Origin of the sequence: Pseudomonas sp. A-R-19, assembly GCF_019956575.1 — a bacterium.
Classification (GTDB): Bacteria; Pseudomonadota; Gammaproteobacteria; order Pseudomonadales; family Pseudomonadaceae; genus Aquipseudomonas.
On record NZ_JAHBDR010000049.1, the window covers coordinates 118,390 to 131,421 of the forward strand.

General features: G+C 61.6%; 2 protein-coding genes. One reads left to right on the forward strand and one right to left on the reverse strand.

From position 1 onward, the window contains the following. Positions 1-167 precede the first annotated feature (167 nt). A complete protein-coding gene (locus KGA88_RS12425) occupies positions 168-11,075 on the reverse strand; it encodes a retention module-containing protein (protein ID WP_223591319.1) in 10,908 nt (3,635 codons plus the stop codon). 587 nt (positions 11,076-11,662) lie between these two features. Here KGA88_RS12425 and KGA88_RS12430 point away from each other — a divergent pair. Continuing rightward, positions 11,663-13,021: a TolC family outer membrane protein gene (locus KGA88_RS12430; RefSeq protein ID WP_110662065.1), complete on the forward strand. Its 1,359-nt coding sequence runs from the start codon at positions 11,663-11,665 to the stop codon at positions 13,019-13,021. Positions 13,022-13,032 lie beyond the last annotated feature (11 nt).

Here is a 13,032-nt window from a genome sequence, read left to right on the forward strand (position 1 = left end):
ACAGGGACCGTGTCCGAGTCGACAATGAGGGGGCCTCCAAACCAGTGAAAGTCCCAAAAAAGCCCTGCAAGCGTAAACCTGCAGGGCTTCTCGGTCAGGCTGACCATCCCACTAAACCCGCCATCCCTTACACAGGGATGACGGGTTTTTTCATTCAGGCTTTCAGATCACACGGTATCCACCTTCAACGAATGATCGTTAAGCATGCCGTTGATGATGGTCGCCGTATCATGCCCGCCAGCGATCACCCCACCCGCCCCTGGCGTTACACCGTAGTGGCTGGCGAGATCCACGCCGGCCAGGTCGATGGTCTGGTTCGGCGCAGCGCCGGCCATGGCGCTAACGTCGATGCTGGTCACCGTCGCTGGGCCGCTGCCGGTAACGGTGAAGTGCAGGTAGTCATCCAGCGAAGCCGTGGTGCCGCTCTCCCCTTGCAGCAGTTGCGACAGATCGAGCTTGTCGGTGCCGGGCGTGAAGTCGGTGATCACGTCGTGGCCACTGTTGCCCTTGAGCCACTGGAAGGTGTCGGCCCCTGCCCCGCCGCTGAGGGTGTTGTTGCCCAGGCCACCGATCAGCAAGTCATCGCCGCCTCCACCGTTGAGGATGTCGTTGCCCAAGCCGCCGTTGATCACGTTGTTATTGTTGTCACCGGTCAGGGTGTCGTTGAAGTTCGACCCGGTGAGGTTTTCGATGCCGGTCAGGGTGTCCGTGCCCGCGCCGAGAGTGTTTTGCCCACCGAGCAGGCTGAGGTTGACCGTCACCCCGGCGGTGGCGTGGGCGTAGCTGGCCGTGTCGATGCCCGTGCCGCCGTCGAGGAGGTCATTGCCCGGGCCGCTGTAGAGCAAATCATTGCCGGCGTCGCCGTGCAGCTCGTTGTTGCCCGAGCCTGCAGTGAGCACATCGTTGCCGCCGCCGGCATTGATGATGTTATTGCCCGTGCCCGCCACCAGGACATCATCCCCGCTGGTGCCGGTGAGGGTGTGGCCGTCCTGATAGCTGATGGTCAGGTTGGCCGAGTCGCTACCGCCGTGGTTGTCGTTGGCGGTGTAGGTGTCGTGGTAGTCCGGGGCAATGTCATGGGCCCCGGCGTAGTTGACGAGCATGGTCAGTTTGTAGGTTTCAGAACCGTTGCCGCCCCCGCCCGAGCCGTTGGGGATGTTGCTGATGTGAATCTGGTAGGTCCCACCTCCTGTCGCGGGGATGGTCCCGCCGTCCGGGATGGTCGTGTACACGCCGCCGTTGATCGAGTACTCCATGGCGATGCGCCCGCCCGCCAGGTCGTGGTTCAGGTTGAGGGTTTCGCCATCCTTGAGGTTGACGGTAATGAAGTCGTCAGCGGTACTGCCGCCGACCGAACCCAGCGCGCCGCTGACAATCAGCATGGCGGTCATGGCTACTGTGTCGGCGACGAAAGCACTGCGGGCAATATTCACGGCCGTCGCGTTGCCGGTGAAGTTGTAGTTCTGGGTGACCCCGACAAAGTCCGCGCCCCTCGCCACCCAGCCAGTATTGAAGGAAGTCGGTGTTGCCGAGAGTTGATCGCCATTGGGATCAGTGTCGTTGGCCAGCAACAGCTCGCCTGGCACCACGACGGTGCCCGAGAGCACGTTGGTGATGACGTTGTCATCGGCGGCCACGGGTGGCGCGTTCGGTATGACTTTGACCGTCAGGGTCGAACTGGACAGGTCGCCGTCGTTGTCGCTGACAGTGAAACCGATGTTTTCGGTGATCACCACCGAAGTGGATTTCTGCGAAATGTAGGTGTATTCGCCGCTATCCAGATTGACCAGCAAGGTACCGCTGTTGTTGGTAGCAATGCTCAACGTGTTGTTCACGGTGTTGAACGTGCCGTGGTTGAGCCCGCCGCTGAAGTTCAGCGAGCCCTGATTGGTGTTGCCGCTCGGATCGTAGGTGTACGTGGTGCCGTCCACCGTGATGGTCTTGATGAAGCCGCCGTCGGCACCGAAGGTTCCGCCCTCGCCCAGTAGCGAACCGGTCACCGGTGCGCCGATCACAGTGCCGGACAGCACCGAGTTGAGCTGGTTGAGGTCGGTCACCACCACCGCATTGGTGTCGGTGTGGCTGCTGCCGTCATAGGCCAGCGGATTGAGGTTGGCGTTGCTCACGCCACTGCCCAGGCCGATCGCGTAGTTCTTGATGTTGTTGGCATCGAGGAAGGCTTTCAGCGTGGTTTCGTCGGTGGTACCGATTTCCTGTCCGGAGGTGGGTTTGCCGTCGGAGAAGAAGTAGCCGACGTTTTGTGCACCGGTGAGCTTGCCCGAGGTGTTGAACGCCGTTTGCATGGTCGCCACGGCCGCGTCGTAGTTGGTGCCGCCGTTCGCGGTGAGGCCGGCCAGCAGTGTCTTGGCGGTCGCGACATCGACCCACACCGAGGTCCTGTCGGTGGCGCTGCTGCTGAAGGTGACAAGCTGCACTTTCACGTCGCCGAGGTCGTCGTATTTGTCCAGCAAGGCACTGATGGCCTGCTTGGCCAGGGCCAGCCGCGACAGGCTCGCGCCCGACGCGTCGTACACGCCGGAAGGATCGACCATACTGCCAGAGACGTCGAGCACGATCAGCAGGTTGGAATCGACCTCCACCGCCGCCACCGAGCGATCGGCGGCCACCGCCTTGGGCACGTCATCGACAATGTTGACCACGATGGTGCTGGTGCTGCTGTTGCCCGACGCATCGGTGGCCTTGTAGGTGAAGCTTTCACTCAGGCTGTTTGGCCCGTCGTTGGCATTCGGCGAAGTTTTCGGTGCCGAGGTCAGGGTGTAGGTGTAGCTGCCGTCGGCGTTGAGCAGCATCTGCCCGTAGGTGCCGGTGGCACTGCCGACCAGGGTGTACGTGAGCGCGCCGCTGGCACCCGAGACAGATCCGACCAGGGTCCCGGAGGCGGTTTCGCCGGTATTGCCCGGGTCGCTGCCGGTGACCGTACCGGCGGCCAGGTCCTGGCCGTCCTTGCTCAGGTCGAGGGCTTTTTCGTAGACCGTCACGTCGCTATCGGGGTTGGCCTTGATGTTGCTGTTGGCCACGTTGATGGTGACGGTGGTGGTGCTTTCATCACCATCGGAGTCGCGCACGGTGTAGGTGAATGTATCAGTGGCCCCGGCGGCGCCAACCGAATTCGGGTTGCTGTGATACACCGCGTTGCCGTTGGCATCGAGGGTCAGGTAGCCGTAGGCCCCAGTGATCTGGTTGCCCAGCCCGCCGACGGCCGACGTCGCGGTATTGCTGCCGGCGCGCACACCGACCACCGTCGCCGGACCATCGGCGCCGCTGATGTCATTGCCCAGCACACTGATATTGACCGTACCGCCCTCCGTCACCGACGACGAATCAGGTTTGGCGCTCGGCAGGTCATCGACGATGTTGACGTTGATCTGCCCGTTCGCGGTGTCGCCATCGGTGTCGGTAGCGACGACGTTGAAGTTCTCGGTGAGGCTGTTGGCGCCGTTGGCCGTTGCATGGGTTTCGTTATCGTTCAAGGTGTAGCTGTAGCTGATCACCCCGGTGGCGGCGTTGAATCCGGTGATGGTCAGGGTGCTGCCCAATGGCGTGACGGCGGTTTGCGGGAAGCCGGCGACCACACCACCCGTGACCACGGCAATGCCACCGACAGTCAGGGTCTGCAGGCCATCGAGGGCGGTCACCGTGAAGGTCCCGCTCTGGGTCAGGGCCGGTATGTTGGGGGTGGTGCCGTCGCCGAGATTTTTTTCGTAGACCGTCAGCTCGCCGCCATACACGTCGAGCCCGTTGAGGGTGACCAGGTCATCGTTGTTGTGGACGTTGAGCACCAGGTTGGCGGTGCTGATGTCGCCGTCCGCATCGGTGATGGTGTAGGTGAAGGTTTCGGTGCCGTTCCCGCCGCCGTGCAACGCCTTGAAGTCGGCATCGCTGGTGCTCAGCGTGTAGGTGTAGGTGCCGTTGGCATTGAGCACCAGGGTGCCATAGGTTCCAGTGAAAGTGCCGGGGGTCACCGGGCCGGCATTCAGGCCGATAGCAACTTTATCGGCGCCGATCACGTCGTTGTTGAACACATTGCCGCTGAGGCTCGTCACGGTCTCCGAGGCGGTGCTGAGATTGCTGTCGTTCATTGCCTTCGGCACGTCATCGACAATGTTCACCACGATGGTGCTGGTGACGATGTTGCCCAGCGAGTCGGTAGCCTGATAGGTGAAGGTCTCGTGCATCACGTTCGGGCCGTCGTTGGCGTGCGGCGTGGTGCTCGGCGGTGTCGTCAGGGTGTAGGTATAGGTGCCGTTGGCGTTGAGCTGAATCTGCCCGAACTCCCCGACATTGGTGCCGACCAGGGCGTAGGTGATCGCACCGACGGCGTGGGTGACCGAGCCCACCAGCGTGCCGGACGCGGTTTCGCCGGTGTTGGTCGGATCGCTGCCGATGACCGTACCGGCGACCAGGTCCTGGCCGTCCTTACCCAGGTCGATGGCTTTTTCGTAGACCGTTACATCGTTGTCGCTGACGGCTTTCAGGCAGCTGTTGTAGACGTCGATGGTGATGGTGGTGGTGCTTTCGTCACCATCGGAATCGCGCACGGTGTAGGTGAATACGTCCACAGCGCCAGGACCGCTCACCGCGTTAGGTGTGCTGTGATACACGGCGTTGCCGTTGGCATCGAGGGTCAGGTAACCGTAGGTGCCGTTGATGTGGGTGTTCAGCCCATCGAGGGCCGGGGTTGATGTGTCGCTACCCGCGCGCACGCCGACCACGGCGCCAGTGGCCGCCGGGCCATCGGCTCCAGCGATGTCGTTGTCCAGCACATTGCCGCTGACCGTGCCGCCCTCCTGCACCGAATCGGTATCGGGTTTGGCGGTTGGCAGATCGTCGATGATGTTGACGTCCAGTGAACCGGTCGCGGTGGTGCCGTTGTCGTCGACCGCGGTCACGGTGAACTGCTCAGGCAGGGTATTGGCACCGTTGGCGGTTGGGTGGCTTTCGTTGTCGTTGAGGGTGTAGCTGTAGCTGACCACGCCAGTGGCGGCGTTGAAGCCGGTGATGGTCAGGGTGCTGCCCAGCGGGGTGGTGATCGATTGCGGGAAGCCCGCCGCCACACCTCCGGTGACCACGGCGATGCCGCCGACGGTCAGGGTGGTTACACCGTCCAGCGCAGTGACGGTGAAGGTGCCGCTCTGGGTCAGGGCCGGTGTGTCGGGGTGGGTGCCGTCGCTGAGGTTTTTCTCGTAGACCGTCAGCTCGCCGCCATACACGTTGAGGCCTTGGAGGGTCACTGGGTCATCGTTGTTGTGGATCTGCAAGACCAGGTTCGCGGTGCTGCTGTCACCGTCCGAATCGGTGATGGTGTAGGTGAAGGTTTCGGTGCCGTTGCCGCCGCCGTGCAACGCCTTGAAGTCGGCATCGCTGGTGCTCAGCGTGTAGGTGTACGTGCCGTTGGCGTTGAGCACCAGAGTGCCGTAGGTACCGGTGAAGGTGCCGGGGGTGATCGGGCCGGCGCTTTCACCGATGGTTACCCGGTCGGCGCCTTGCACGTCGTTGGTCAGTACGTTGCCGTTGAGGGTCAGTTGGGTTTCCGAGGCAGTGCCATTGCTGTCGTTTACGCCTTTTGGCAGGTCGTCGACGATGTTGACGTCGAGGCTGCCCGTGGCAGTGGTGCCGTTGTCGTCGACCGCGGTCACGGTGAACTGCTCAGGCAGGGTGTTGGCACCGTTGGCGGTTGGGTGGCTTTCGTTATCGTTGAGGGTGTAGCTGTAGTTGACCACGCCAGTGGCGGCGTTGAAGCCGGTGATGGTCAGGGTGCTGCCCAGCGGGGTGGTGATCGATTGTGGGAACCCCGCCGCCACGCCTGCGGTGACCACGGCGATGCCGCCGACGGTCAGGGTGGTTACACCGTCCAGCGCAGTGACGGTGAAGGTGCCGCTCTGGGTCAGGGCCGATGTGTTGGGGTTGGAGCCGTCGCTGAGGTTTTTTTCGTAGACCGTCAGCTCGCCGCCATACACGTTGAGGCCTTGGAGGGTCACTGGATCATCGTTGTTATGGATCTGCAGGACCAGGTTCGCGGTGCTGCTGTCACCGTCCGAATCGGTGATGGTGTAGGTGAAGGTTTCGGTGCCGTTGCCGCCGCCGTGCAACGCCTTGAAGTCGGCATCGCTGGTGATCAGCGTGTAGGTGTACGTGCCGTTGGCGTTGAGTACCAGAGTGCCGTAGGTACCGGTGAAGGTGCCGGGGGTGATCGGGCCGGCGCTTTCACCGATGGTTACCCGGTCGGCGCCTTGCACGTCGTTGGTCAACACATTGCCGTTGAGCGTCAACAGGGTTTCCGAGGCAGTGCCATTGCTGTCGTTCACGCCTTTTGGCAGGTCGTCGACGATGTTGACGTCGAGGCTGCCCGTGGCAGTGGTGCCGTTATCGTCGACCGCGGTCACGGTGAACTGCTCAGGCAGGGTGTTGGCACCGTTAGCGGTTGGGTGGCTTTCGTTGTCGTTCAGCGTGTAGCTGTAGCTGACCACGCCAGTGGCGGCGTTGAAGCCGGTGATGCTCAGCGTACTGCCCAGCGGCGTAGTGATCGATTGCGGGAAGCCCGCCGCCACGCCTGCGGTGACCACGGCGATGCCGCCCACAGTCAGGCTCGTTACGCCATCCAGTGCGGTGACGGTAAACGTGCCGCTCTGGGTCAGCGCCGTGGCATCCGGTGCACTGCCGTCGCCAAGGTTTTTCTCGAACACGGTGAGTTCGCCACCGTTGACGTTCAAACCGCCAACCGTGATCGGGTCATCGTTGTTATGGATTTGCAGCACCAGGTTGGCCGTACTGCTGTCGCCGTCCGAATCGGTGATGGTGTAGGTGAAGGTTTCGGTGCCGTTGCCGCCGCCGTGCAACGCCTTGAAGTCGGCATCGCTGGTGCTCAGCGTGTAGGTGTACGTGCCGTTGGCGTTGAGTACCAAGGTGCCGTAGGTACCGGTGAAGGTGCCGGGGGTGATCGGGCCGGCGCTTTCACCGATGGTTACCCGGTCGGCGCCTTGCACGTCGTTGGTCAACACATTGCCGTTGAGCGTCAACAGGGTTTCCGAGGCAGTGCCATTGCTGTCGTTCACGCCTTTTGGCAGGTCGTCGACGATGTTGACGTCGAGGCTGCCCGTGGCAGTGGTGCCGTTATCGTCGACCGCGGTCACGGTGAACTGCTCAGGCAGGGTGTTGGCACCGTTAGCGGTTGGGTGGCTTTCGTTGTCGTTCAGCGTGTAGCTGTAGCTGACCACGCCAGTGGCGGCGTTGAAGCCGGTGATGCTCAGCGTACTGCCCAGCGGCGTAGTGATCGATTGCGGGAAGCCCGCCGCCACGCCTGCGGTGACCACGGCGATGCCGCCCACAGTCAGGCTCGTTACGCCATCCAGTGCGGTGACGGTAAACGTGCCGCTCTGGGTCAGCGCCGTGGCATCCGGTGCACTGCCGTCGCCAAGGTTTTTCTCGAACACGGTGAGTTCGCCACCGTTGACGTTCAAACCGCCAACCGTGATCGGGTCATCGTTGTTATGGATTTGCAGCACCAGGTTGGCCGTACTGCTGTCGCCGTCCGAATCGGTGATGGTGTAGGCAAAGGTTTCGGTGCCATTGCCGCCGCCGTGCAAGGCTTTGAAATCGGCATCACTGGTGTTCAGCGTGTAGGTGTAGGTGCCATTGGCATTCAACACCAGGGTGCCGTAGGTGCCGGTGAAGGTGCCGGGGGTTATAGGTCCAGTACCTTCACCAATCGTAATCCGGTCGGCGCCTTGCACGTCGTTGGTCAACACGTTGCCGTTGAGCGTCAACAGGGTTTCCGAAGCCGTCGAAGCGTTGCTGTCATTCACGCCTTTTGGCAGGTCGTCGACGATGTTGACGTCGAGGCTGCCCGTGGCAGTGGTGCCGTTGTCATCGACCACGGTCACGGCGAACTGCTCAGGCAAGGTGTTGGCGCCGTTAGCAGTCGGATGCGCTTCGTTGTCGTTCAGCGTGTAGCTGTAGCTCACCACGCCAGTCGCGGCATTGAAGCCGGTGATGGTCAGGGTGCTGCCCAATGGCGTGGTGATCGATTGCGGGAATCCGGCGGCTACGCCTGCGGTGACCACGGCGATGCCGCCGACGGTCAGAGTGGTGACGCCGTCCAGTGCAGTGACGGTGAAGGTGCCGCTCTGGGTCAGCGCGCTGGTATCCGGTGCGCTGCCGTCGCTGAGGTTTTTCTCGAAGACGGTGAGCTCGCCGCCCTCAACATTCAATCCGCCAATCGTCACCGGGTCATCGTTGTTGTGGATTTGCAGCACCAGGTTGGCGGTGCTGCTGTCACCGTCCGAATCGGTGATGGTGTAGGCAAAGGTTTCGGTACCGTTGCCACCGCCGTGCAGGGCTTTGAAATCAGCATCACTGGTGTTCAGGGTGTAGGTGTACGTGCCGTTGGCATTGAGCACCAGGGTGCCGTAGGTGCCGGTGAAGGTACCGGGGGTGATAGGTCCAGTACTTTCACCAATGGTTACCCGGTCGGCGCCTTGCACGTCGTTGGTCAACACATTGCCGTTGAGCGTCAACAGGGTTTCCGAAGCCGTCGAAGCGTTGCTGTCATTCACGCCTTGCGGCAGGTCGTCGACGATGTTCACGTCCAATGAACCGGTGGCAGTGGTGCCGTTGTCATCGACCACGGTCACGGCGAACTGCTCAGGCAGGGTGTTGGCGCCGTTGGCGGTTGGGTGCGCTTCGTTGTCGTTAAGGGTGTAGCTGTAGCTCACCACGCCAGTCGCGGCATTGAAGCCGGTGATGGTCAGGGTGCTGCCCAATGGCGTGGTGATCGATTGCGGGAATCCGGCGGCTACGCCTGCGGTGACCACGGCGATGCCGCCGACGGTCAGAGTGGTGACGCCGTCCAGTGCAGTGACGGTGAAGGTGCCGCTCTGGGTCAGCGCGCTGGTATCCGGTGCGCTGCCGTCGCTGAGGTTTTTCTCGAAGACGGTGAGCTCGCCGCCCTCAACATTCAATCCGCCAATCGTCACCGGGTCATCGTTGTTGTGGATTTGCAGCACCAGGTTGGCGGTGCTGCTGTCACCGTCCGAATCGGTGATGGTGTAGGCAAAGGTTTCGGTACCGTTGCCACCGCCGTGCAGGGCTTTGAAATCAGCATCACTGGTGTTCAGGGTGTAGGTGTACGTGCCGTTGGCATTGAGCACCAGGGTGCCGTAGGTGCCGGTGAAGGTGCCGGGGGTGATAGGTCCCGTGCCTTCACCAATCGTCACCCGGTCGGCGCCTTGCACGTCGTTGGTCAGTACATTGCCGTTCAGCGTCAACAGGGTTTCCGAAGCCGTCGAAGCATTGCTGTCGTTCACGCCTTGCGGCAGGTCGTCGACGATATTCACGTCCAGTGAACCAGTCGCGGTGGTGCCGTTGTCGTCGACCAAGGTGACAGCAAACTGCTCAGGCAAGGCGTTCGCGCCGTTGGCCGTCGCGTGCGCTTCGTTGTCGTTCAGCGTGTAGCTGTAGTTCACCACGCCGGTGGCTAGATTGAAGCTGGTAATGGTCAGGGTGTTGCCCAGTGGCGTGGTAATCGATTGCGGGAAACCCGCCGCCACGCCCCCAGTGACCACGGCAATGCCGCCCACAGTCAGGGTCGTTATGCCGTCCAGTGCAGTGAAGGTGAACGTGCCGTTCTGGGTCAGCGCAGTGGCATCCGGGGCGCTGCCGTCGCCGAGGTTTTTCTCGAAGACGGTCAACTCGGGTCCCCCAAGATTCAAACCGCCAATCGTGTCCGGGTCATCGTTGTTGTGGATCTGCAGCACCAGGTTCGCCGTGCTGCTGTCGCCATCGGCGTCCGTCAGCGTATAGGTGAAGGTTTCGGTGCCGTTGCCACCACCGTGCAACGCCTTGAAATCGGCATCGCTGGTGTTCAGGGTGTAGGTGTAAGTGCCGTTGGCATTGAGCACCAGGGTGCCGTAGGTGCCGATGAAGGTACCTGGAGTGATCGGCCCGCTGTTTTCACCGACCGGCACCCGATCGGCGCCTTGTACGTCGTTGGTCAGCACGTTGCCGTTGAGCGTCAGCAGAGTCTCCGAAGCAACACCATTGCTGTCGTCGACCGCTTGGGGCACGTCGTCGGTAATGTTGATATCCAGCGAACCGCTGGCGCTGTCGCCATTGCTGTCGCTGGCCACCACGGTGAAGTGTTCGCCGACAGAGTTGGCACCCTCACCGCTCGCATGGGTTTCGGCACCGTTGAGGGTGTAGCTGTAACTGACCACACCCGTGGCCGGGTTATAACCGGTGACGGTCAAGGTGCTACCCAGCGGGGTGGTGATCGACTGCGGAAAACCTGCGGCCACGCCGCCGCTGATCACGTTGATCCCGCCGATGCTGAGGCTGGTCAGCCCGTCGGGGGCATTGACCGTGAAGGTGCCGCTTTGGGTCAGCGCGCCCGGGTTCCTCGCCGAGCCGTCGGCCAGGTTGGCCTCATTGACGGTCAGCTCGCCACTGGCCACCGACAGGCCGTCGAGGCTGACCGGATTGTTCGGCACCTCCGGCGTCACTGGCGGCACCAAGGGGGTATCGGCCGCTACGGCGTTGTTGTCCGGAACAGCGTTCAGGCGTTCTTCGGGAAGTTCGGGAATGCCGTTGAAACCGGCTGTGGGGAAGCCAATGGTGGGGTCGACTCGCCCACCCACTTCTTCAAGCAGGACGAAACTATGACCACTGCCCTGGACGCCACCCGGTGCACCGGTCGTCGTGGCAGGCCCGGCCGCGGTGGCTTCAGCGGTCTGGGTCGGGTCGTCGCCCGCCGCAATGGCTTTTTGCAGCTTTTCGACATCCGTCAGTTGGGCCTCACTGGGAGTCACCGCCTCCGACGAGTCCACATGGGGAATGTGATTGGCCAGCAACTGCGGGGTCATCTGCATGCTGCTGCCGCGCCCGAGGGTCAGCTCCTGGCCATTTTGCAGATGCACCGCTACTGCGCCTTCGGCGCCGGTGCTCAGTTGGTCGCCGGCGAACAGCTTGTCCCCCTCGACCAAAGCACGCCGGGTGCCGTCGCTCGCAACCGCGAACACCTGACCAATGACCTTACTGACGATTCCGATGAGCGTAGCCATGTGCACTTCCTCCGCTGCCAACCGCTGTCGGCACCTTGTTTGTGCGAAGAACTGCTCATGGCTCAAGCGGGTTGTCTGGCGGATCGTGTTCCGGGTACCGGTTTACTCAAGTAAGCCGTGGCCCCGGCAACGATCTCGCCCAGCCAGTCGCTCACGGCGCGGTTAACGATTTCGGGAAAAACCCTCTGCAATCAATGGCATTGGATCCCTGTTCGCAACAGCGTTGCCTGTGAGCGATGCGTAACGATACTGAATCACTCAAGTGACAAAAAACCGTCACCTCCAGATCGTTCGCGTCCCTCCCCTCCAGCACTTCTCCGCTCTATGTCGATAAGTGGATTGGAACTTTTCCTCAAGCCCCGACGAGCGCCCTAGAGCTCATAAAACAAGGGCTTTCGCATTGAACAATGTGCTGGATTTCGCAGAGCGCATAAGTTTTTTTCGGCATAACCGTTATGAAAAAAATTTCTTAGCTACGCTCCAGAATGTTCTTAGCTCTTTTGTTAAAGACATGAAACAACTTTACCTATAAATGTCGTCAAATAATTGGCGACTGATAAGCACCATCAGGAATCAGGGAGATGTACATGCGCCTATTAACCCCCCTCTGCAGCGCGGTTCTTTTGGCCATGGCCTGCTCGTCCCAGGCTCAGGCCATGACGCTGACCGACGCGATCCAGAGCACCATCGCGACGCACCCGGAACTGGCATCTCGGGTGGACAGCCGCCTGTCGGCGGATGAAGACGTGAAGGTCGCCAAAGGGGGCTTTTATCCATCGGTCGATCTGAACGCTGCCTACGGGCGCGGCTACAGCGATAACACCAATACCCGGGCGCTCGGTAATCACCACACCGAAACCCTCAACTACACCCAGTCGGAATTGCGCCTGCGGCAAATGCTCTTTGACGGGTTCAACACCGCCAATGAAGTCGATCGCACCAAAGGCGTGGTCAACTCGCGTGCCTATTACGCTCAGGGTACGGCCCAGGATCTGGCCCTGCGCACCACTGAGGTTTACCTCGAAGTGCTCAAGCGCCGCGAACTGGTGACACTGGCCAAGAACAACCTGCAAGCGCACTTGCGGGTCAACGACCAGATCGGCCTGCGCACCCAGCGCGGCGTGGGCAGCAACGCCGATGCCGACCAGTCCACGGCTCGCCGGGCGCTGGCAGAAAACAACCTCGACACCGCCGAAGTCGATCTGGCTGATGCCGAGTCGAACTTCTACGCCGTTGTCGGGCGCCTGCCCGATGAACTCGAAGCCCCGCCGTCGATTCGCGGCGAAGTCCCGGCCTCCCTGCCCGAAGCCCAGCAGAGCATGGTGGAAAACAACCCTTACCTGAAATCCGCCCAGGCCGACGTGCAATCGGCCGAAAGCCAGTACGAAGTCGCCAAGTCGCCGTTCTACCCACGCCTCGACGCCGAGGCCGCCGTGGGTGCGAACAACAACGTGCAGGGTGACGAAGGCCACGACAACGAATGGCGCGTCGGTGTGGTGATGAACTACAACCTGTTCCGTGGCGGCAGCGACAAGGCCCGCCTGGCCTCCGACGCGCACAAGATCAACCAGGCCATGGACATCCGCAACAATGCCCTGCGTCAGTTGAACGAAAACATCCACCTGGCCTGGAACGCCATGGTCAATGCCAAGAAACAAACCCCGACCGCCCGTGAATACGCCGACACCAGCAAACGCGTACGCGTGGCCTATCAGGATCAGTTCGGCCTCGGCCAGCGGACCCTGCTGGACCTGCTCGACAGTGAAAACGAACTCTACAACGCCAACCGTCGCTACACCGAAGTGCGCTACACCGAAGAGTTTTCGATGTACCGTGTACTGGCGAACATGGGCCAGTTGCTGAGCAAGCAACGGGTCGTACTGCCCGCCGATGCCATCGCCCAGACAGAAGTGAAAAACGAAGCGCATCTGCCTGAATTGAAGTAGTGCACGGGAGC